Origin of the sequence: Streptomyces sp. YIM 98790, assembly GCF_011421595.1 — a bacterium.
Classification (GTDB): domain Bacteria; phylum Actinomycetota; class Actinomycetes; order Streptomycetales; family Streptomycetaceae; genus Streptomyces.
Genome location: NZ_WTLH01000038.1, coordinates 15,184 through 36,705 on the forward strand (window position 1 = coordinate 15,184; position 21,522 = coordinate 36,705).

Annotated in this window: 18 protein-coding genes, 2 tRNA genes and 1 pseudogene; 8 read left to right on the top strand and 13 right to left on the bottom strand. The window is 73.1% G+C overall.

The features are described from left to right. Positions 1-68: 68 nt before the first annotated feature. Positions 69-432: pseudogene (locus tag GQS09_RS29280) on the top strand (hypothetical protein); the annotation flags it as partial. 138 nt (positions 433-570) lie between these two features. Here the strand turns inward: GQS09_RS29280 and GQS09_RS09500 are convergent. Next, complete coding sequence (locus tag GQS09_RS09500) at positions 571-1,092, bottom strand: tetratricopeptide repeat protein (protein WP_165985561.1); 522 nt, start codon at positions 1,090-1,092, stop codon at positions 571-573. A 65-nt stretch (positions 1,093-1,157) separates the two neighbouring features. On the opposite strand from GQS09_RS09500, the gene GQS09_RS09505 reads away from it, so the two are divergent. Together GQS09_RS09505 and GQS09_RS30635 are read left to right on the top strand one after the other, a co-directional pair. Next, positions 1,158-1,715 (top strand): TetR/AcrR family transcriptional regulator, encoded by a 558-nt coding sequence (locus GQS09_RS09505; RefSeq protein WP_165985562.1) that lies wholly within the window; start codon positions 1,158-1,160, stop codon positions 1,713-1,715. An 85-nt stretch (positions 1,716-1,800) separates the two neighbouring features. Then, the gene (locus tag GQS09_RS30635; RefSeq protein WP_165985563.1) at positions 1,801-3,510 is read left to right on the top strand and encodes an alpha/beta fold hydrolase; all 1,710 of its coding nucleotides are present in this window, start codon (positions 1,801-1,803) and stop codon (positions 3,508-3,510) included. 77 nt (positions 3,511-3,587) lie between these two features. Here GQS09_RS30635 and GQS09_RS09515 read toward each other — a convergent pair whose 3' ends face one another. Then, positions 3,588-6,233, bottom strand: a complete 2,646-nt coding sequence (locus GQS09_RS09515) for a valine--tRNA ligase (RefSeq protein ID WP_165985564.1) — start codon at positions 6,231-6,233, stop codon at positions 3,588-3,590. Positions 6,234-6,414: 181 nt separating this feature from the next. Between GQS09_RS09515 and GQS09_RS09520 the strand changes: the two genes are divergently transcribed. Then, complete coding sequence (locus GQS09_RS09520; protein WP_165985565.1) at positions 6,415-7,305, top strand: hypothetical protein; 891 nt, start codon at positions 6,415-6,417, stop codon at positions 7,303-7,305. A 92-nt stretch (positions 7,306-7,397) separates the two neighbouring features. After that, the gene (locus tag GQS09_RS09525) at positions 7,398-8,477 is read left to right on the top strand and encodes a hypothetical protein (RefSeq protein WP_165985566.1); all 1,080 of its coding nucleotides are present in this window, start codon (positions 7,398-7,400) and stop codon (positions 8,475-8,477) included. A 65-nt stretch (positions 8,478-8,542) separates the two neighbouring features. On the opposite strand, the gene clpX is transcribed toward GQS09_RS09525, so the two are convergent. From clpX to GQS09_RS09550, 5 genes are all read right to left on the bottom strand, one after another. After that, positions 8,543-9,835, bottom strand: a complete 1,293-nt coding sequence (gene clpX, locus GQS09_RS09530; protein ID WP_165985567.1) for an ATP-dependent Clp protease ATP-binding subunit ClpX — start codon at positions 9,833-9,835, stop codon at positions 8,543-8,545. 207 nt (positions 9,836-10,042) lie between these two features. Next, complete coding sequence (locus tag GQS09_RS09535; protein ID WP_165985568.1) at positions 10,043-10,726, bottom strand: ATP-dependent Clp protease proteolytic subunit; 684 nt, start codon at positions 10,724-10,726, stop codon at positions 10,043-10,045. A 79-nt stretch (positions 10,727-10,805) separates the two neighbouring features. Further along, the gene (locus GQS09_RS09540; protein ID WP_207957631.1) at positions 10,806-11,411 is read right to left on the bottom strand and encodes an ATP-dependent Clp protease proteolytic subunit; all 606 of its coding nucleotides are present in this window, start codon (positions 11,409-11,411) and stop codon (positions 10,806-10,808) included. 270 nt (positions 11,412-11,681) lie between these two features. Continuing rightward, positions 11,682-13,097, bottom strand: a complete 1,416-nt coding sequence (tig, locus tag GQS09_RS09545; RefSeq protein WP_165985570.1) for a trigger factor — start codon at positions 13,095-13,097, stop codon at positions 11,682-11,684. 74 nt (positions 13,098-13,171) lie between these two features. Beyond that, a tRNA-Pro gene (locus GQS09_RS09550) sits at positions 13,172-13,248 on the bottom strand. A gap of 188 nt (positions 13,249-13,436) precedes the next feature. On the opposite strand from GQS09_RS09550, the gene GQS09_RS09555 reads away from it, so the two are divergent. Then, positions 13,437-13,510: transfer RNA gene (locus tag GQS09_RS09555), tRNA-Gly, on the top strand. Positions 13,511-13,691: 181 nt separating this feature from the next. On the opposite strand, the gene GQS09_RS09560 is transcribed toward GQS09_RS09555, so the two are convergent. Beyond that, on the bottom strand, positions 13,692-13,907 hold the full coding sequence (locus GQS09_RS09560; protein WP_093837089.1) for a hypothetical protein: 216 nt from the start codon (positions 13,905-13,907) through the stop codon (positions 13,692-13,694). Between the two features lie 451 nt (positions 13,908-14,358). Here GQS09_RS09560 and GQS09_RS09565 point away from each other — a divergent pair, with 451 nt between their 5' ends. Beyond that, entirely contained in the window at positions 14,359-15,489 is a 1,131-nt protein-coding gene (locus tag GQS09_RS09565; protein WP_207957623.1) for an acyltransferase family protein, read from the top strand. On the opposite strand, the gene GQS09_RS09570 is transcribed toward GQS09_RS09565, so the two are convergent. Together GQS09_RS09570 and GQS09_RS09575 are read right to left on the bottom strand one after the other, a co-directional pair. Further along, positions 15,394-16,341, bottom strand: a complete 948-nt coding sequence (locus GQS09_RS09570) for a murein hydrolase activator EnvC (RefSeq protein WP_243761250.1) — start codon at positions 16,339-16,341, stop codon at positions 15,394-15,396. The two genes, GQS09_RS09565 and GQS09_RS09570, sit on opposite strands and share 96 nt — an antisense overlap. A 179-nt stretch (positions 16,342-16,520) precedes the next feature. Beyond that, the gene (locus GQS09_RS09575; RefSeq protein WP_165985571.1) at positions 16,521-17,669 is read right to left on the bottom strand and encodes a PP2C family protein-serine/threonine phosphatase; all 1,149 of its coding nucleotides are present in this window, start codon (positions 17,667-17,669) and stop codon (positions 16,521-16,523) included. Positions 17,670-17,797: 128 nt separating this feature from the next. Here GQS09_RS09575 and GQS09_RS09580 point away from each other — a divergent pair, with 128 nt between their 5' ends. Then, positions 17,798-19,036 (top strand): GNAT family N-acetyltransferase, encoded by a 1,239-nt coding sequence (locus tag GQS09_RS09580; protein WP_165985572.1) that lies wholly within the window; start codon positions 17,798-17,800, stop codon positions 19,034-19,036. Between the two features lie 67 nt (positions 19,037-19,103). Here the strand turns inward: GQS09_RS09580 and GQS09_RS09585 are convergent, their stop codons facing one another. The 3 genes from GQS09_RS09585 to GQS09_RS09595 all read right to left on the bottom strand — a co-directional run bounded on the left by GQS09_RS09585 (position 19,104) and on the right by GQS09_RS09595 (position 21,217). Further along, a complete protein-coding gene (locus GQS09_RS09585) occupies positions 19,104-19,976 on the bottom strand; it encodes an Fpg/Nei family DNA glycosylase (RefSeq protein ID WP_165985573.1) in 873 nt (290 codons plus the stop codon). A gap of 72 nt (positions 19,977-20,048) precedes the next feature. Next, positions 20,049-20,537 (bottom strand): ribose-5-phosphate isomerase, encoded by a 489-nt coding sequence (locus GQS09_RS09590; RefSeq protein ID WP_165985574.1) that lies wholly within the window; start codon positions 20,535-20,537, stop codon positions 20,049-20,051. Between the two features lie 71 nt (positions 20,538-20,608). Beyond that, positions 20,609-21,217 carry a biotin transporter BioY gene (locus GQS09_RS09595; RefSeq protein WP_165985575.1) on the bottom strand — a complete coding sequence of 203 codons (609 nt, stop codon included), beginning with the start codon at positions 21,215-21,217 and terminating at the stop codon, positions 20,609-20,611. Positions 21,218-21,522: the final 305 nt, after the last annotated feature.

Consider the following 21,522-nt stretch of genomic DNA (forward strand, 5'->3'; position numbering starts at 1 on the left):
CGGGACCGCCGGTTGGCCTCCGCGACGCGGAGCGCGAGCGCTTCGCGGTCCGGCAGCGGCACCACCTCCTCTCCTGCCTCGCCGACGGGCCGGACTGCTGGTTCGCCGACGCGGTGCTCCGGCTCGGCGGGCGGCTTGAGGTGGTGGTACCGGCCCGGGACCACCGCACTTCGCTTCCGGCCTGGCACCACGGCGCCTATGACCGGCTGCACGCCCGGGCCATGGGGGTGCACGAAACCGGGCTGACGGCGTCGGACTCCGAGGCGCACATGCGGGGCAGCGAGATCCTTGTCATCTGTCGGACGAACTGCTCGCCGTCTGGGACGGGCGCCCCGCGCGGGGCCATGGGGGACGGCGGATGTGGTGCGCTGCGCGCGGGAGCGCGGCGTGCCTGTGCATGTGGTGTGGCCTCCCGGTGCCGGCCGGGACTGAGTTCGGCGTCGAGGTGAGGCCGGTGATCATCCGCTCCGGGGGTGCGACGGCCCCCTGGACTGCGAGTGCCCGGCGGCGGCAGGGGAGCCGGGGCCGAGCGCGGCCGTGCGGTGCCGCGAGCCGTGCGAAGCGCCCCGGTCACCAGGTGCGGTCGAGGTCCTCGGCGTACAGGTCGATGGCGCGCCGGTAGGCGGTGATGTCCGGGTCCGTGGTGGTGGCGGTCAGCAGGCGGAGCAGTGTGGCGGTGGCCTCGTGGTGCTCGCCGGTGTTGTAGAGCGCCATGGCGAGGAACGTGCGCAGCGCGTTGTCCCCCGGGAAGGCCGCGAGGCCACCGCGGAGCACGGCTGCCGCCTCCTCGTAGCGGCCCAGGCTGCGCAGGGTGGAGCCGAGCCCCAGGCAGGCGCCCCGGTGGTGGTCCGGGGACAGACCGCCGGGCGCGGCGAGGGCGCGTTCGTAGTACGGGACGGCCTCGGCCTCCAGGCCGAGGGCGTCGTGCGTCCAGGCCGTCTGGTAGGCGACGACCGGGTCGTCGGGGTGGGCGGCGCTCAGTTCAAGAAGCAGGTCGCGGGCCCGGTCGGCCCGGCCCTGTTCGCGCAGCGCGACGGCTTCGGCGAGGCGGGTCTGCGGCTCAAAGGGGCCGGTCCCGGCGGCGGCTGGCATGGCGGCGAGGATAGCCGTCCGGCAGCACACTTGAGAAAATATGCAGACCGGTCTAGCGTGCCCTCATGGGACAGAAGGGCACCGAGACCCGGAAGCGGCTGCTGGACGCGACGCAGGACCTGGTGGAGACCGGAGGGTACTTCGGCACCGGGCTCAACCAGGTGATCGGGCGCAGCGGAGCCCCGCGCGGTTCGCTGTACTTCCATTTCCCGGGCGGCAAGGACCAGTTGGTCGGCGAGTCGCTGCGGCGTTCCGGCCGGGTGATCGGTGAGGAGCTGGCGGAGCTGGCCGAGTCCGCCTCCTCGGCGGCGCAGTTCGCCGCCGCAGCACTGCGCCACCTCGGCGACCGCCTGGAGGAGTCGGGCTGGCACAAGGGCTGCCCGGTGGCCACCGTGGCGCTGGAGACGGCCGCGACCAGCGATGCGCTGCAGCAGATCTGCGCGGAGGTCTACGGCTCCTGGGAGGCCGCCCTGCGGGAGCGGCTGGCCGGCCGCCCGGACGCCGGCGATCTCGCCGTGACGGTCCTGGCCCTGATCGAGGGGGCGCTGCTGCTGGCCCGGGCACACCGCAGCCGGGAGCCGCTGGACCGGGTGGCCCGGCAGATCGGCGCCCTGCTGGACTGACCCCGGCCCGGCACGGCCCGCCGTCACCGGCGGGCCTTTGCGCCGGCAAAAAATATGTAGACCGATCCAGTGAAAAGAGGGATTCGTGGATGCGATCGTTTTCGGCGCCGCAGGGTTCATCGGCCGCCACCTGGTCGCCGAACTGCTCGCCCGCGGGCAGCAGGTGGCCGCGGCGGTGCGCAGCGACACCCTGTCCCCGTGGCTGCGCGCGCAGGGCGCGGACACCGGCGGGCTGACCGTCGTCACGGCCGACATCACCCGGCCGCTCACCGGCCTGCCCGAGGCGCGCGTGGTGTACAACACCGCCGCCCGGTTCGCCTTCGGCCTCGGCCGGGAGCAGGCACGGGCGGTCAACGTCACCGGTGCGCTCCACGTGCTGGAGTGGGCCGCCGGGCAGCCCCGGCCGCGGCGGCTGGTGCACCTCAGCGGCTACCGGGTGAGCGACGCTTCCGGCGACCGCCGCCCGGACCACGCCCGGCCGGGGGCCTACGAGGAGTCGAAGGCCGAGGCCGACCGCGCGGTGCGCACCAGGGCCCGCGCGCTGGACCTCCCGCTGACCATCGTCAATCCCAGCACCGTGATCGGTCCCGGCCAGTACATCGGACTGGCCGCCCTCGTCCGGGACCTGTGGAACGGGCGGCTGCCGGCGGTGCCCGGCGGCCCCGACACCTTCGTGCCGGTCGTCACCGCCGGCTATCTCGCGCGCTTCCTCGCCGACGTCCCCTCAGGACCGGCCGGCGAGCACCACTGGGTGCTGGACGACGCCACTCCCCCGCTGCCCGAGCTGATCCGCCTGCTCGCCGCCCACCTGGGAGTGCGGGCGCCGCGCCGGACCATACCCGTCGGCCTCCTGCGCCGCCTGCCCCGCAGACTGACCGGGGCCGACCCCGAGACGCTGTCCTTCCTGTCGGCCGACCGCTACCCGACCGCCTCCGCCCGCGCCCTCGCCGCCGCCACCGGGCTGGAGATGCCCCCGGTCGCCGCCGCGCTGCGCGACTGGGCGGACCATCTGGTGGCGACCCGCTTCGGCACCGCCACCGCCCGGCTCGCCCCCGGCGGCTTCCACGACGTGGCGGGGAGCCGCACCTGGGTGGCCGGCGAGCGGCACCGCCCCGCCCACGTCCTGCTGCACGGACTGCCGATGAACGCCGACCTCTGGGCCCCGCTCGCCGGCCGCCTCCCCGGCCCGCTCCTCGCCCCGGACCTGCCCGGCCTCGGCCGCTCGGCTCCGGCCGCCGGGCCGGTGGACGCCTGGCTGGCCGCTCTGCTGGCCCCGGTCCGCAGCCGCCCGGTGCTGGTCGCCCACTCACTGGCCTGCGGTCCCGCGCTGCGCTTCGCCGCCGCGCACCCGGAACGCGTCAGCGGACTCGTGCTGGTCTCCCCGGCGTTCCTCCGGCCGCCCGGTCCGTGGCTCGACCGTTCGCCGCTGGCGGCGCCGAGGCTGCGCCGGATGTCCCCGGCCGCGCTGGCCCGGGCGCTCGGCACACCGGAAGGGCCCGAGGTGGCGAGCGCCACGGCGGATCTGCACCGTCCCGGCGTGGCACGCCGGGTGGTGGCGGCCCTGCGCACGGTCCCGGCCGACCGCGAGCGGTGCCGGGCACTGCTGACGCAGGCGGGCGTTCCGGTACGGATCGTCACGGGCTCGGAGGAACCCGTGGCCGTGCCCACCGGCCACCGGGTCACCGAGATCGCCGGGGCCGGGCACTACCCGCAGCTCACCCATCCCGCCGAGCTCGCCCGCCACCTCGGCGCGGCCCCCGCCCGCCCGGCGGACACCTCCTCCGCCGGGCGGTGAGGTGCCGCCGGCCTGCCGCCGGTGACGGCGGCCGGGCAGCGGGGTGTCCCGCTGCCGGGCGGCGGGGCGCGCCCGGTTCAGGCCGCCGGGAGCCGGTCGAGCTGGGCCGTGATGCGGGCGATGTCGGCCCCGGCCTGCTCACGGCGGGTGCGGATCTTGGCCACCACATGCTCCGGCGCCTTCGCCAGGAAGCCCTCGTTGGCCAGCTTGGCCGAGGTCTGCTCCAGTTCCTTCCGGGCCGCGGCCAGGTCCTTGGAGAGCCGCTTGCGCTCGGCCTCCACATCGATCACCCCGGACAGGTCCAGGGAGACCGTGGCGCCGCCGACGTCCAGGGTGGCGGTGGCCGAGAAGGTCCCGGCCGGCGGCTGGAGGCGGAGCAGGGACCGGATGGCCTCCTCGTGCGGCGGCAGCGCGGTGGCCCCCAGGTCCAGGCGGGCCGGGACGCGCTGGCCGGGCTGGAGGCCCTGATCGGCACGGAACCGGCGCACCTCGGTGACCAGCTGCTGGACGGCCGTCAGTTCCCGCTCCGCGGCGCGGTCCCGGAACCCGCTGTCCTTCGGCCAGTCGGTGACGACCAGGGACTCCTGGCCGGTCAGGGTCGTCCAGAGCTGCTCGGTGACGAACGGGATCACCGGGTGGAGCAGGCGGAGCAGGGTGTCGAGGACCTCGCCGAGGACCCGGCGGGCGTTCTCGGCGGCCTCGCCGCCGGCCGCGAAGGTGGTCTTGGACAGCTCCACGTACCAGTCGAAGACCTCGTCCCAGGCGAAGTGGTAGAGGGTGTCGCACAACTTGGCGAACTGGTAGTCGTCGTAGGCGGCGTCGGCCTCGGCGATCACCGAGTTGAGCCGGGAGAGAATCCACCGGTCGGTGGCGGAGAGCCGCTCCGGGGACGGCAGCGGTCCCTCCACCGTGGCGCCGTTGAGCAGCGCGAAGCGGGTGGCGTTCCAGATCTTGTTGGCGAAGTTGCGGGACGCCTGGACCCAGTCCTCGCTGATCGGGACGTCCACCCCCGGATTGGCGCCGCGCGCCAGGGTGAACCGGACGGCATCCGAGCCGTACTTCTCCATCCAGTCCAGCGGATCGACCACGTTGCCGAAGGACTTGGACATCTTCTTGCCGCGCTCGTCCCGGACCAGGCCGGTCAGCGCGATGGTGCGGAACGGGACCTCGCCGTCCATGGCGTACAGGCCGAACATCATCATCCGGGCGACCCAGAAGAAGATGATGTCGTGGCCGGTGAGCAGCACATCGGTCGGGTAGAACTTGGCCATGTCCGGGGTTTCGTCCGGCCAGCCCAGCGTGGAGAACGGCCACAGGCCGGAGGAGAACCAGGTGTCCAGGACGTCCGTGTCCTGGGTCCAGCCCTCGCCGGACGGCGGCTGCTCGTCCGGGCCGACGCAGACCGTCTCGCCGTCCGGCCCGTACCAGACGGGGATGCGGTGGCCCCACCACAGCTGGCGCGAGATGCACCAGTCGTGCATGTTGTCGACCCACTGGAAGTAGCGGCCGGACATCTCCTTGGGGTGGATGGCGACCCGGCCGTCGCGGACCGCGTCCCCCGCCGCCTCGGCGAGCGGGCCGACCTTGACCCACCACTGCATGGACAGCCGCGGCTCGATGATGGTGTGGCAGCGGGAGCAGTGCCCGACCGCGTGGACGTACGGCCGCTTCTCGGCGACGATCCGGCCCTGCTCGCGCAGCGCCCCGACCACGGCCGAGCGGGCCTCCAGCCGGTCCATGCCCTGGAACGGCCCGTGCACGGTGAGGGCGGCGTGCTCGTCCATGACGGTGAGCGCGGGCAGGCCGTGGCGGCGGCCGATCTCGAAGTCGTTCGGGTCGTGCGCCGGGGTGACCTTGACCGCGCCGGTGCCGAACTCCGGGTCGACGTGCGGGTCCGCGACGACCGGGATGCGCCGGCCGGTGAGCGGCACCTCGATCTCGGTGCCGACCAGATGCCGGTACCGCTCGTCGTCCGGGTGGACGGCGACCGCGGTGTCGCCGAGCATGGTCTCCGCCCGGGTGGTGGCGACGACGATGGAGTTCTCCCCCTCGCCGTAGCGGATGGAGACCAGCTCGCCGTCCCGCTCCTCGTGCTCGACCTCGATGTCCGAGATCGCGGTGAGACAGCGCGGGCACCAGTTGATGATCCGCTCGGCGCGGTAGATCAGCCCGTCGTCGTAGAGCCGCTTGAAGATCGTCTGGACGGCACGGGACAGGCCCTCGTCCATGGTGAAGCGCTCGCGCGACCAGTCGACGCCGTCGCCCAGCCGCCGCATCTGGCCGAGGATCTTGCCGCCGTACTCGTCCTTCCACTTCCAGACCCGCTCGACGAACGCCTCCCGGCCCAGGTCGTGCCGGGACTTGCCCTCCTCGGCGAGCTGCTGCTCGACCCGGTTCTGGGTGGCGATGCCGGCGTGGTCCATGCCGGGCAGCCACAGCGCCTCGTAGCCCTGCATCCGCTTGCGGCGGGTGAGGGCGTCCATCAGCGTGTGCTGGAAGGCATGGCCCAGGTGCAGCGAGCCGGTGACGTTCGGCGGCGGGATGACGATGGTGTACGGCGGCCTGTCGCTGGCGGCGTCCGCCTCGAACCAGCCGTTCTCCACCCAGCGCTCGTACAGCGTCCCCTCGACGTCGGCCGGTACATACTGCGTGGGCAGTTCGGCGGGCACAGGGGTCCTGCCCTCCGCGGAGGGCGCTGTCGGCTGCTGAGTGTGTTCGGTCACGGCGTCAGTGTATCGACGCCCCGGGGACCGGTTCGAATCGGTTTGGGTACCCGGGGTGGCCGGTCCGGCGGGGAATCGGGCGGTGGCAGGTGTACACCGGAACGACTCTTCGACAGGATGATCGAGGGCGCGCGGACCGAGTGGAGAGCCGGCAAGGGTGGAGAACGAGGGGGGAGCACCCATGGGCGTCACGGGGGCGGGCGGCGGGCGGGCACAGCCCGAGGCCGCCGCGGCCGAGCCCTGGCCGGAGCCTCCGCCGCCCCGGCGGCACCGCGGCGGCGGCGGGGCCGGGCGCCTGGGGTTCGGGGTGGTGACCGCGCTGGCGCTGGCGCTCAGCGCCGCGCTGTTCCTCCACGGCAACGGCGACGGCGGGAACGGCAGCGGGAGCGGCGGCGACGGCCGGACCCCGGCCGGGGAGCGGGACGGCCCGGCCGGCGACGGCCCGCCGGACACCTCCGACGGCGCCCGGTACACCCTCGAGCCGCCCGCCGCATCCGGCCACTGGACCCGCTCCTATCTCGGCGATCCGCAGCAGGTCGTGTTCAGCGACCTGCTGGAGGACGAACTCGGGCTGCACAGCCGGGACTCCGTCGGCGCCCGGTACGCCGACCGCGACCTGCGCGGCCGGGACTGGGTGCCCGGCGCGGTCCTGATGCATCTGGACGGCTTCTGGGGGGAGATCGAGGACCCGGTCGCGGCCCGGGACGGCCTGGTCACCGTGATCCTGGCCGGCGTGGCCGACCAGGGGCTCGGCGAACCGGCCGGCGAGCGGCTGGTGTACGCCGAGGGCGATGTGGCGATCAGCTGCTGGCAGATCCGCGGTGGTCTTCATCCGCTGTGGAACTACCGCCCGGTGTGGACGGAATGCCTCTGGGCGGACCACAGCACCGTTGCACTGGTGACGCTGGAGCCGGTCCCGCAGGATCTGCCGGCCGGCTGGGACGGCCTCGATCCGGTGCCGGTCACCCCGCCGCTGCCGGTCTCCTTGAAGGAAGCGGCCGAGGTGACCGAGCAGTTGCGCATCGATTCGCTCCGGCGAACCGGCCCCGCGCCCGCGCCCACGGACGCCTGACGCTCCGCCGGATTCCGGGCGCAGATGTACAGCGGGCATTTCGTCGGACAGGATGTGCGCAGGAATGAACCGCAGGTTTTGAGGGGAAGCAGATGAGTTATAACCAGCCGGGCCCGTACGGGCAGCAGCCCCCGCAGGGACCGCAGCCCGGCCAGCCCGGCGCGATGGGGGTGCCTCCCATGCCCGGCGGGTACGGGGGGCAGCAGCCGCCGCAGGGCCCGCCCCAGGGCGGCGCGAACCCGTACGCCCAGGGGGGCGCGGCGCCCGGCGGACCGGGATACGGCTACCCGCCGCAGTATCCGCAACAGCCCCAGCCGCAGCAGCCAGGGGCGCCCTACGGGGCTCCGCAGCAGCCGGGACCGTACCAGCAGCAGCCGGCGGTGCCGGGCCAGTACCCGGGCCAGCAGCCCTACCCGGGCCAGCCGCAGCAGCCGTACCACCAGGCGCCCGGCTCCGGCGGCGGCTCCGGCAAGAAGGCCGGCGTCGCCATCGCCGTGATCGTCGCCCTGGCCGCGGTCGGCGGTGGCCTGTGGTTCGTCCTCAGCGGCGGAAACGAGTCCATCGCCGCCGACGACGGCACCCGCTACGACCTGGTCCTGCCGGAGACCACCGGCGACTTCTCCAAGATCCCGGGGGAAGAGGGCGAGCAGGTCTTCGAGGAGAAGGACCTCGAAAAGGCCGGGCTCCAGGACATGGAGCAGGTCAGCGCGATGTACATGAACACCGACCCGGAGGCGCCGATCCCCGAGCCGGGCACCGTCGTCATGGGTGCGGCCGGCCTCTACGGCGAGGTGGACAACCCGCAGCAGACCGTGGACCTGCTCTTCGCCGAGGCGGCGCGCAGCGTGGCCGAGGACGGGGACATCGAGCTGCTGGGCACCGCCGAGTCCTTCACCACCGAGGAAGCGGCGATGAAGTGCCAGCAGGGCAAGGAGACCGAGGCGGACGAGGAGGTGGGATACGCGGTGACCCTGACGCTGTGCCTGTGGGCCGACTACAGCACCGTGGGCGCGACCTACTTCGTTCCCTACCCGGAACTGCCGCTGGACTTCGACCCCACCGGCGAGGAGGCCCCCGAGCTGAAGGAGCCGGAGCCGGTCGGCGTCAGCAAGGCCGCGGACATCACCAAGCAGCTCCGCAAGGACTCGCTCCAGGAGCGCGGCGGCGAGTGAGCACCCGCACGCCAGCGGGCCGCCCGGGCAGGTGCCCCGGGCGGCCCGTTTCGTCGTGCGGCGGGTCAGGCGGACTTCTCGTGCGGGCCGGCCTGGCCGCGGCGGGGCTGGCCGGGGCGGGTGCGCGGGACCAGCGTCGGGTAGACGTTGGAGCGGACCACGTCCTCGGTGACGACGACCTGCCCGACGTCCTGCCGGGAGGGCACCTCGTACATCACCGACATCAGGACTTCCTCCATGATCGCCCGCAGGCCGCGGGCGCCGGTGCCGCGCAGGATCGCCTGGTCGGCGATGGCCTCCAGCGCCGGGCGGTCGAACTCCAGCTCCACGCCGTCGAGTTCGAAAAGCCGCTGGTACTGCTTGACGAGGGCGTTGCGCGGCTCGACCAGGATGCGCAGCAGGGCGTCCCGGTCCAGGTGGTGGACGGCGGTGATCACCGGCAGCCGGCCGATGAACTCCGGGATCATGCCGTACTTGACCAGATCCTCCGGCAGCACCTCGGTGAGCAGCTCGGACGGGTCGCGGTCGCGCTTGGAGCGGATGTCGGCGCTGAAGCCGATGCCCCGGCCGCCGCAGCGGGCCCGGATGATGTCGTCCAGCCCGGCGAAGGCGCCGCCCACGATGAACAGCACATTGGAGGTGTCGATCTGGAGGAACTCCTGGTGCGGGTGCTTGCGCCCGCCCTGCGGCGGCACCGCGGCCGTCGTCCCCTCCAGGATCTTCAGCAGGGCCTGCTGCACGCCCTCGCCGGAGACGTCCCGGGTGATCGACGGGTTCTCGCTCTTGCGGGCGACCTTGTCGATCTCGTCGATGTAGATGATGCCCTGCTCGGCCTTCTTGATGTCGTAGTCGGCCGCCTGGATCAGCTTGAGCAGGATGTTCTCCACGTCCTCACCGACGTAGCCGGCCTCGGTGAGGGCGGTGGCGTCGGTGATGGCGAAGGGAACATTGAGCATCTTGGCCAGCGTCTGGGCCAGCAGGGTCTTGCCGGAGCCGGTCGGCCCGAGCAGCAGGATGTTGCTCTTGGCGAGCTCGATGTCCTCGTCCCGCGGGGCGGCCTCGCTGGCCCGCACCCGCTTGTAGTGGTTGTAGACGGCCACCGACAGCGCCTTCTTGGCGTCCTCCTGGCCCACCACATAGCTGTCGAGGAAGTCGTAGATCTCGCGCGGCTTGGGGAGCTCGCTCAGTTCGGAGTCGGGCGACTCGGCGAGCTCCTCCTCGATGATCTCGTTGCACAGGTCGATGCACTCGTCGCAGATGTAGACCCCCGGCCCCGCGATGAGCTTCTTCACCTGCTTCTGACTCTTCCCGCAGAACGAGCACTTGAGCAGATCGCCGCCATCACCGATGCGTGCCACGAGGTGCTGTCCCTTCGCCCGCGCACCGCCGCCGGAGCGGTGCCTGTGCTTGTCGCGTGAATCCGGTCCGGTGCTCCGGCCCGTCGTTCGCCAAGTCGTGTATCTGTTCTGACGACGTTACCGCGTCGCCCGGACGGAATGGCCCCCCTTGGCGGGAATCCCCCGGTGTGGGGAATCTCCCCTCCAAGGGGGGCAGGCCCTGCGGCCTCAGTCGCCGACCGTGCGGGTGGTGATGATCTGGTCGATCAGCCCGTACTCCACCGCCTGCTCGGAGGTGAGGATCTTGTCCCGCTCGATGTCCTGGCGGATGCTCTCGACCGGCTGGTTGGAGTGCTTGGACAGCAGTTCCTCCAGCTGGTTGCGCATCCGCTGGACCTCGTTGGCGGCGATCTCCAGGTCGGAGACCTGACCGCGGCCGGTCTCCGAGTACGGCTGGTGGATCAGGATGCGGGCGTGCGGCAGCGCCATCCGCTTGCCCTGGGTGCCCGCGGCGAGCAGCACCGCGGCGGCCGAGGCCGCCTGCCCCATGCACACCGTCTGGATGTCCGGCTTCACGAACTGCATGGTGTCGTAGATCGCGGTCAGCGCGGTGAACGAACCGCCGGGGCTGTTGATGTACATCTGGATGTCCTGGTCCGGGTCCATCGACTCCAGGCACAGCAGCTGCGCCATGACGTCGTTGGCCGAGGCGTCGTCGATCTGCACGCCCAGGAAGATGACCCGCTCCTCGAAGAGCTTCGCGTAGGGGTCGTATTCCCGCACACCCTGGGAGGTGCGCTCGATGAACCGCGGCACGATGTACCGGGACTCGGCCGGCAGGCGGTCGTAGATGCCCTGGCCGGGGATGCCGGAACGGCCGGCGGGGCCGAAGCGGCCGGAGGAGTGAGCCATCGTCAGTGTCTCCTGGTGTTCAGCGGTCGCGGAAGGATAGCCGGAGGGGGCGGTGGAAAGACGCAGGCGGGCGCCGGCGTCAGGAAGCACCGGTGCCGCCGCCGCCCGTGATGTCCGCGGCGCTCATGATGACGTGGTCCACCAGGCCGTACTCCTTGGCCTCCTCCGCGGAGAACCAGCGGTCGCGGTCGGCGTCACGGGTCCACTGCTCCACCGAGACGCCGGTGTGCCGGGAGGAGAGCTCGGTCATCTTCCGCTTGGTGCGGAGCAGCCACTCGGACTGGATCTTGATGTCGGAGGCGGAGCCGCCCAGGCCGGCCGAGGGCTGGTGGATCAGGATCTCCGCGTTGGGCAGCGCGAAGCGCTTGCCCGGGGCGCCGGCGCTGAGCAGGAACTGGCCCATCGAGGCGGCCATGCCCATGGCGATGGTGACCACGTCGTTCTTGATGTACTGCATGGTGTCGTAGATCGCCATGCCGGCCGTGATGGAGCCGCCGGGGCTGTTGATGTAGAGGTAGATGTCCTTGTCCGGATCGGCGGCGAGCAGCAGGAGCTGGGCGGTGATCCGGTTGGCGATGTCGTCGTCCACCGCCTGGCCGAGGAAGATGATCCGCTCGTTGAGCAGCCGGCTGTAGACCTGGTCACCGAGGCCGAGGTTGTTCGACTCTGCGGCGGCGGAAGGCATCGGAAGCGTCACGTATTCCACCTGCTCATTCGTCGTACGGCCCGGCTGTGTCGGGGCCGTGCCGTCACTGGGCATCTCTTGTCAGTGACCCTAACGCGCCGCCCGAGGCGACCCATCCCGGGCGGGGAACTGTTCGCTGTGAGCGCAGGTGCGGTTCCCGCCGCCCGGCCGGGGCGCTGCGCCCTGCGCGAAACGGGGCCGGATGCGCGCTGGCATCCGGCCCCGTCCGGTGGCTCCGCAGGTGCGGGGTGCGGGGGTACGGGCGGCCGGTCAGGCCCGCTCGCCGCCCTCGCCCTCCTCGTCGGCCTCGGTGGTCCCGGCGGCGGTCCCGGCGGCGGCCTCGGTGGCGCTCACCGTCTCACCGGTGGCGTCCTCCTCGTCCTCCAGGGTGACCGTCTCGCCGTTGGTGTCGGTGACCGTGGCGCTCTCCACCACGGCGGCCAGCGCCTTGCCCCGGCTGACCTCGCCGACCAGCATCTGCACCTGGCCGCCCTCGACCACGGCCTGGGCGAACTGGTCCGGGCTCATGCCGGAGGACTGGGCGCGGCGCACCAGGTGCTCGGTGAGCTCCTCCTGGGAGACGCTGAGATTGTCCCGCTTGGCGATGGCGTCGAGCACGAACTGGACCCGGATGCCCTTCTCGGCCTCCTGCCTCAGCTCCTCCTCGAACTGCTCCTCGGTCTTGTCCTGCATCTTCAGGTAGCCGGCCAGATCCATGCCGAGGCGGGAGAGCTGGTGGCCGACCAGGTTGTGCTTGCGGGTCTCGATCTCGTCCTCGAGCAGCTTCTCCGGGATCGGCACCTCCACCCGCTCCAGCAGGGCGTCCAGCACCTTCTCCTGGGCGGCGGTGGCCTGCTCGTACTTCCGCTGGCGGGCCAGCCGGGCGCGGCTGTCCTCGCGCAGCTCCTCCAGGGTGTCGAAGGAGCTGGCCATCTGGGCGAACTCGTCGTCCAGCTCGGGCAGCTCGCGCTCGGCCACGGTGTGCACGGTGACCGTGATCTCGGCCTCCCGGCCGGCCGCGGAGCCGCCCTTGAGCTCGCTGGTGAAGGTGGCGGTGCTGCCGGCGGACAGGCCGGTGACGGCCTCGTCGATGCCGTCCAGCAGGCGGCCGGAGCCGATGGTGTACTCGACACCGCTGGCCACGCCGTCCTCCAGGACCTCGCCGTCGACCCGGGCCTCGAGGTCGATGGTGACCACGTCGCCCTCGCCGGCCGGGCGCTCGACCTCCTTGGTGGAGCCGAAGCGCTCGCGGAGCTGCTCCACGGCCTGGTCCACGTCCTCCTCGGGGATCTCCACCGGGTCCACGGTGACCGAGATCCCGGAGAAGTCCGGCAGCTCGATCTCGGGCCGCACCTCGACCTCGGCGGTGAAGGCGAGGAGCTCGCCGTCCTTCAGCTCGGTGATGTCCACCTCGGGCCGGCCCAGCGGGGTGATGTCGCCCTGGCTGACGGCCTCGGAGTAGAACTTGGGCAGCGCGTTGTTGACCGCCTCCTCCAGCACCGCACCCCGGCCGAACCGCTGGTCGATGATGCGTGCCGGGACCTTGCCCTTGCGGAAGCCGGGCACGCTGACCTGCTGGTTGATCTTCTTGTACGCCGCGTCGAGGTCGGACTTGAGTTCCTCGAAGGGCACCTCGACAGTGAGCCGAACCCGGGTCGGGTTCAGGGTCTCCACGGCGCTCTTCACGGTCGGTCTCCTTGGGGCTGACTGCTGGGGTTGGTGCGGACACGGCTACAGGCGCGCGCGACCATCATGCTACGTGGTCGGGGTGGCCGGATTCGAACCGACGACCTTCCGCTCCCAAAGCGGACGCGCTACCAAGCTGCGCCACACCCCGCCGTCACGACCGTGATCTGGTCTTCCGTGATCCGGTCCGAGCCGTGACACGTAGCGTACAGGTCCGCTTGCGGTGCGGTCGCCACCGGCCGCCGCGAGGTCCGGCCGGGCCGCGGGGACGGGCCGCTGGTACGATACGAGGGCGCTGATCAGCAAGCCGCCCGGCGGCTTGCGCGGTCGGCCTTCCCTGCGGGTGTAGCTCAATGGTAGAGCCCTGGTCTTCCAAACCAGCTACGCGGGTTCGATTCCCGTCACCCGCTCCACGGACCGCCGCGGCGGTCGCCGGACAGCACTGCCGCGGTGCTGCGGTCCGGCAGCGCGCAGGTCACCACCGGCCCGGCCCGGCTCCCTCGGGGCCGGGCCGGCCGTCGTTCCGCCCGGCCCCGTCGGCGGGGAATCCGCCCGCAAGGACACGGCTGCCGGGAAGCGGCGGCGGCACCCGGGTCAGCGGCCGCTGGAGTTGATGCTCTCGTCGACCGAGCTCACCGAGTCGCTGATGGATTGCAGGAAGTCGTTTATGGGGTCGGCCATGCCGGTGGAGGCCAGGGAGAAGCCGAAGAGGATGGCGACCACGGCGGGGCCCCACTTGATCTGGCCGGAGCGGGCCATCAGCACCAGCACGACGCCCAGGAGCAGCACCAGGGAGAAGGAGATAACCACAGCAATCACACCCTCGCGGAAGTAACGTCCTCGCCGATCAGGGGTGTTCCCATCGCTCCGCACCCCCAAGCACGCGAGACCATCGTGCCACCTGGGGGACCCTGCGTGCAGGCCCGGTGACGGATCTTCAGGCCATGGTGGCGGGCGCCGGGGGCGCGTACGGGCCGCCACACGGCACGACGGCGCCCGTTATCCGTTCGTGAGCGGGGCCCCGGCTTCCCGGATGTGAATTGCTTCACAGTTCCCGGGCAGGAGCGGGGCAACGGAGGTGCCGCGAGCTGCGGTTGAGGCGGCGCGCGCCGGGTGTGCCGGTCGGCGCCCGGTTTCCCTGCCGGCCGCTAGGGTGCTCCCGATGTTGCGCTTTCGTAATAAAGCGACCCCGTCGGCACGACGTCCCCGCGGCGTTCCGCCGGCCCTCTCCCCGACGGCCCCTGACGCTCCCTGACGACCCATGACGACAGAACCCCCCACGACGAAGACGCACCCCACGGACATCACCGGCACCGCTCGCGCAGCCCGCACCGCCGGCACCGCCGGCACCGCCGGCACCGGGGAACGGCCGGCGGGCCGGGACCCGTTCTTCGACAACGCCAAGTACCTGGCCATCCTGCTGGTGGGGCTGGGTCACTCCTGGGGGCCGCTGCTCGACGGCTCCCGCAGCGCGGCGGCGCTGTACATGTTCGTCTACACCTTCCACATGCCGGCCTTCATCCTGATAGCCGGCTACTTCTCCCGGCACTGGACCGGACGGCCGGAGCAGCTCAAGCGCCTGATCACCGGGATCGGCGTGCCGTACCTGGTGTTCGAGGTGCTGTACATCGCCTTCCACCGTCAGGTGGCCGGCGGTGACCAGCCGTTCAGCCTGCTCGACCCGTACTACGTGACGTGGTTCCTGATCGCGCTGTTCATCTGGCGGCTGACCACGCCCCTGTGGCGGGTGGTGCGCTGGCCGGTGGCGGTGGCGTTCCTGATCGCCGCGGCCGCCTCGGTCCAGCCGCACCTGGGCGACGACTTCAACATCGTCCGGGTCTTCCAGTTCCTGCCGTTCTTCGTGCTGGGGCTGCAGCTGAGGCCGGAGCACTTCGCGCTGCTGCGCCGGCCCGGGGTCCGGACGGCGGCCGGGATCACCGTGCTGGCCGGGCTGGCCGTCGCCTACTGGGCGGCGCCGCGCTACACCAACCGCTGGTTCTACCGCACCTACAGCGCGCAGGAGCTGGGCTACGAATGGTGGGCCGGGCTGGTGATGGTGACGGCGCTGACCGTGTGCGGGCTGCTGCTGACCGCCGCCTTCCTGGCCTTCACCCCCACCCGGCGGATGTGGTTCACCGCGCTGGGCGCGGGCACCGTCTACGGCTATCTGCTGCACGGCTTCCTGGCGAAGTTCTCCCGCTGGCGGGACTGGTACGAGGCGGAGTGGGTGCAGGGCCCGGCCGGGCTGCCGGCGGTGACGCTGATCGCCGCCGTGGTGATGACCCTGCTGTGCACCTCACCGGTGCGGCGGGTGTTCCGCGCGCTGGTGGAGCCGGCCATGGACTGGGCGTTCAAGCGCGAAGGGCCGGGCGGGCAGCTCGTCCCACGCTGAGCCCGGGCGGCCCGGAACACCCGTAACGCCCGGAACACCCGGAACGCCCGGGTGGTGCGGCGCCGGGGTCCGGCCGGGGGCGGGTGCGCGGGTGTGCCCGGGCCGCGGCTCCGGCTCGGGGTCCGGCCCGGGGTCCGGCCCGGTGAGGATCTCCACGCCGTGCCCGGCGAGGTACTCCAGCGGGTCGGTGTCGGTGCCGTACTCACGGCCGGTGCGCACCTCGAAGTGCAGGTGCGGTCCGGTGGAACGGCCGGTGTCGCCGGTGTCGCCGACCCGGCTGCCGCCGTCGAGCTGCTGGCCCTCCTCCACCGCGACCCGGGAGAGGTGGGCGTAGAGCACGTAGTGGCCGTCCGGCATGTGGGTGATCACGGTCCTGCCGTAGTTGCCGGCGTCCCCGGCGAGGACGACGGTGCCGGGGCCGACCTGCCGCACGGGCACGCCGACGGGTGTGGCGAAGTCCACTCCGGTGTGGCGTCCGGCGAGCCAGTCGCCGGGGACGCCGTAGGCCGCGGAGACCGGGTATCCGCTCACCGGCGCCACCCAGGTCTGGGCGGACGGCTCCGGGACCGGGCCTCCGGCCGGCGGCCCCAGGGCCGGTTCCACGGCGTCCCGGGCCGGTTCCCGGGCGGCTTCCCGGCCGGCGCCGGGCTCACGGCCGGGCCCGTGCCCGGATGCGCGGCCGGGCTCGTGGCCCGCCAGGGGCCGCCATCCCTCCCCGGCGGCTCCCCGGTCGCTCCGCGCACCGCCCTCGGCGGGATGCGCGGCGGTCGTCATGGCCAGTGCGGCGAGCAGCGACACGGCGAGCGCGGCCCGGGTGGCCCGCGGTCGCCGGCGGCGGACGGCAGCAGTCATGCGGCCGAGCCAACGGCAGCGTCGGGCCGCCCGCATCCGCGCAGGGGGCCGTCCGGCGGGCACCCGATCGGCCTTCGCCCCGGCAACGCCGCAGGCCCCGGCCGGCTGCCGGCAGCCGCACGGCACCCACCGCCGGGTGACCCGGAAGGCCGGGAAGGGCGGCGGAGGCAGGCGGTGTCTCAGTCGCGGGTGATGACCACCAGGGCGCGGTCGTCGTTGACGTCGCGGGCCACGGATTCGATGAGGTGCCAGGAGGCGCCGCGGAAGCCGGTGGCGACATAGCGCTCCGCCTCCCCGACCAGGCGGTCGATGCCCTCCTCCAGATCCCGGCCGGAGCGCTCCACCAGCCCGTCGGTGAACAGCATCAGCACGTCACCGCGGCGCAGCCGTCCCCTGGTGGGCTCGAACTCGGCGCCCTCCCAGATGCCCAGCAGCGGGCCCTCGGCGGCCACCTGCTTCCACTTGCCGCTGTTGGCGCACAGCTGCACACCCGGCAGGTGACCGGCCGAGAACAGCTCGAACTCGCCGGTCTCCAGGTCCAGCACCAGGTGCACCGAGGTGGCGAAGCCCTCGTCCCAGCGCTGCCGCAGCAGGTAGCCGTTGGCCGCGGGCAGGAAGCCGTGCGGCGGGAGGGAGCCGAGCAGGCCGCCGAACGCCCCGGAGAGCAGCAGGGAGCGCGAGGCGGCGTCCATGCCCTTGCCGGAGACGTCGGTGAGCACCACCTCCAGCACCCGGCCGCCCGGCCCGGTGCGCGCGGCCACCACGAAGTCGCCGGAGAAGGACTGGCCGCCGGCCGGGCGCAGCGACATCTCGCGGTGCCAGCCGCGCGGCAGCGTGGGCAGCGCGCTCTGCGCCCGGATCCGCTCCCGCAGGTCGAACAGCATGGTCCCGCCGCGCCGCCAGGGCACCCCGACCCGGCTGCGGAACTGGGCCACCAGCAGCCCCACCAGGGCCACCGCCGCCACCAGCAGGATCGTCCCCGGGGTGACGGGCTCGGCGCGCGGCTCCGGGTCGATCAGCGCGGTCTCCACGATCAGGGCCAGCGCGGTGCCCGCGTACAGGCCCAGCAGGCTGGCCGGGCGCAGCACCAGGCCGCCGATGACCAGCGGCAGGGCGAGCGCGGCGGGCGGACACCACTCCGGCACCCGGAGCGTGCCCACCGCCAGCAGCGGCACGGTGAGCAGCAGCACCGCGAACGGGGCCCAGTCCGAGCCCTCGCCGCGGAAGTAGTCGACCGCGGAACGGCGCACTCCGATGCGGACCCGGTGCAGTGCGCGATGTGCGCGCAATGTCCGGGTTCTGGGAGTTTTCCTGCCGCCGCCTGCCATGTCTTGCGACCCTATCCACCGTTCGGCGGCACGTCGATTCCCGCCCGGTTGCGCATTGAAGTATCCGTGGTCCCACCCGGCAGAAAATCCGTTCGCGGTGTGACCGTCCGGTTGTTAACGATGGTCGCATGACGAGCGAGCTTCGGGTGCCCGATCCGGCCGAATGGAATGAGTGGTACGCCACTTTGGAGACCGCCTTCGGCGGCGTGACCGAGTCCGACGAGGAGCGGGCGCTGTGGCAGGAGCTGAGCGAGCCGGAGCGCTCGCTCGGTGCCTGGGACGGCAAGCAGTTCACCGCCACGCTGAGCGCGTTCTCCTTCGGGGTGTCCGTGCCGGGCGGCGCCGTGGTCCCGGCCGCCGCGCTGACCATGGTGGGCGTGCTGCCCACGCACCGGCGGCAGGGCCTGCTCACCCGGATGATGCGCCGCCATCTGGACGACGTGCACGCGGCCGGCAAGGAGCCGCTGGCGGTGCTGACCGCCTCCGAGCCGCCCATCTACGGCCGGTTCGGCTACGGCGCGGCCACCTGGCGGCTGGCCGCCGAGATCCCGAGCCGGGTGGTCACCCTGGACGTGCCGCCGGGCACCGAGGAGGTACGGCTGCGGCTGGTGCCGTCCGAGGAGGCGCTGCCGCTGACCGAGGCGGTGTACGCCCGGCAGGTGCCGCGCCGGCCCGGTATGACGGCCCGGGCACCGGGCTGGGAGAAGCTGGAGACGCTGGACCCGGAGAAGGAGCGGGGCGGCGGCTCGGCACGCCACTGCGTACTGGCCGAGCGGGAGGGGGAGACGGCCGGCTACGCCCGCTACTCGGTGCGGGGGCACGGCGACGGGCCGGGCGGCACCCCCGCGTACAAGGTGACGCTGTTCTCGCTGGAGGCCGACGATCCGGCGGTGTCCGCGGCGCTGTGGCGCTATCTGCTCTCCGTCGACCTCTCCACCGCGGTGGCCATGCGGCGGCGCCCGGTCGACGACCCGTGGCAGTACCTGGTCTCGGACCTCCGGGTGTGCCGGGTGCAGGTCGGGGACGACATGTATCTGCGGCCGGTGGACGTGGGCGCGGCGCTGGCCGCCCGGCGCTATCCGGGCGGGGTGGACACGGTACTGGAGGTGTCGGACCCGTTCTGCCCGTGGAACGAGGGGCGCTGGCGGCTCTCCGGCGACGCCTCGGGCGCGCGCTGCGAACGGACCACGGACGCGGCGGAACTGCGGCTGTCCGCGCGGGAGCTGGGCTCCGCCTATCTGGGCGGGGTGGGGCTGGCGGCGCTGGGCCGGGCGGGGCGGGTGACGGAGCTGCGGCCGGGCGCGCTGGAGGCGGTCTCGGCGGCCTTCGTCTCCCCGGTGGCACCCTGGCTTCCGCACGGCTTCTGAGCCGCGCCGACGGGCGGCCGGCCGCGGGCTCGCCGGTCCGGTCCGCCCCGCGGGACGGGAGCCGCGGTCAGACCAGGACGCGCTGCGGCTGGCAGCCGGGGCACCAGAAGAGGTTGCGGCCCATGAGTTCGGTGGTGCGGATGCGCTGAGTGCATATGTGGCAGCGCTGCTCCGCCCGCCGGTAGACGTAGACCTCACCGCCGTGCGCGTCGGCCCGGGGGGCCCGGCCCATGGCCTCGGGCAGATGCTCGGCGCGCACGGTGTCGATGCGTCCGGTGCGCACGCCCTCGCGCATCAGCAGCCCGAGATCGGCCCACATGGCCTCCCATTCGGCGCGGCTGACGGACGTTCCGGGACGGCGCGGGTCGATGCCGTGCCGGAACAGCACCTCGGCGCGGTAGATGTTGCCGACCCCGGCGACCACGGACTGGTCCATCAGCAGCGCGGCGATGGGGGTCCGGCTGCGGGAGATGCGCCGCCAGGCGCGCTCCGGGTCGGCGTCGGGGCGCAGCGGGTCCGGGCCGAGCCGCCGGTGGACGGCCTCCTTCTCGGCCTCGGTGAGCAGCGCGCAGGTGTTCGGGCCGCGCAGATCGGCCCAGCCGTCCCGGCCGGCCAGCCGGAGGCGGATCTGGCCGACGGGCTCCGGCGGTGCACCGGTGCCGAAGGTCACCTTGCCGTACAGGCCGAGATGAATGTGCACCCAGCCGGTCGCCGGGCCCGGGCCGGGAGAACCGGGGACACCGGGGAAGCCGGGGACACCGGGGAAGCCGAGGAAGAGGTGCTTGCCGTGGGTCTCGGCACCGGCCAGCGGGCGGCCGTCGAGCAGGGCGGCGGAGTCGGCGAAGCGGCCCTGCGGGCTGCTCGCGCGCAGCGGCCCGCCGCCGCCGAGCCGCTCGCGGTAGGCGGCGGCCAGCCGGTGGATGGTGTGCCCCTCGGGCATGTCGGCCGGTTCCCCTTGTTCCCTTGTCCGCCGGTGCTTCCGTGCTCCCGTGCTCCCGTGCTGCCGGTGCGCTCAGTCCGGCTGGGGGTGGTGGGCCGGGACGGGCGGCAGGACGCCGTCGGTCTCGTAGGCGGTGAGCATCTCGATCCGGCGGGTGTGGCGTTCCTCACCGCTGTACGGGGTGGCGAGGAACACGGCCACGAAGGAGGTGGCCTCGTCGGTGGTGTGCATCCGGCCGCCGATGCTCAGAACGTTGGCGTTGTTGTGCTCGCGGCCCAGCCGGGCGGTCTCCTCGCTCCAGGCCAGGGCGCAGCGCACGCCCTCCACCTTGTTGGCGGCGATGGCCTCTCCGTTGCCGGAGCCGCCGATCACGATGCCCAGCGCGTCCGGGTCGGTGGCGGTGCGCTCGGCGGCCCGCAGGCAGAACGGCGGGTAGTCGTCCTGGGCGTCGAAGATGAGCGGCCCGCAGTCCACGGGCTCGTGCCCGTGCTGCTTCAGCCAGTCGACGAGGTGATTCTTGAGTTCGTATCCGGCGTGGTCGGAGCCGAGGTAGACGCGCATGGCGTTCAGTCTGGCATGCGCGCGCGGCGGCCCCGGCGGGCGGGGCCGCCGCGCGGCGCGGGCCCGGCGGCTCAGGCGCCGTCGCCGTTGCGGCGGACCAGGCGCCAGGCCAGGGGCAGCGCGCCCATGGCGAGCGCGGCCTTGAGGGCGTCGCCGATCAGGAACGGCACCATGCCGACGTCGGCGGCCTCGGCCATCGGCATCCCCAGGTCCAGCGCCAGATAGGGCACGCCGACGGCGTAGATGACCAGGCTGCCGGCGGCCATGGTGCCGGCGGTGCGCAGCACGGTGCGGTCGCCGCCGCGCCGGGCCAGGGCGCCGACGAGCGCCGCTGCGGCCACGAAGCCGATGATGTAGCCGAAGGTGGGCATGGACCAGCCGGACTCGCCGCCGGCGAACCAGGGCATGCCGGCCATGCCGGCGGCGGCGTAGAGCAGCAGCGACAGCAGCGCGCGCACCGGGCCGTACGCGGCGCCCACCAGCAGGACGGCGAAGGTCTGGCCGCTGACCGGGACCGGGGAGCCGGGCACCGGAACGGCGAACTGGGCGGCGGCGCCGGTGAGTGCGGCGCCGCCGAGCACCAGCGCGGCGTCCCGGAGCCGGGCGCGGGCGGCGGTGGAGGCGGGCAGCAGGTCCGCGAGGACCGCGCCGGGCCGGGTGGTGGCGACTGCTGTGCTCATGCCAGGACACTCCCGTTCCGCGGGCGCCGGGCGGCGGCGTCCGCAAGCGTGTGTACGTGTATCCGGAAGGGACCTCCTGACGCTAGCCGAGCGGAGCCCGGGACGGTGCGTGAGCTTGGCGACAACACCGGCCGCGGCGTCGTTGTGGAGATGCCACGGCCGTCGGCGGCTCACCACAACGCGGACCCGGTCCGGGTTGTGGAATCCCGCCGTCCGCGGCGGCGGGCGGCACGGCCGGGCGGGTCCGCCCTGCTGCCGGCCCACTCCTGGCCGCGCTCGGGCCGGCCGGCTGCGGCAGCGCGCGG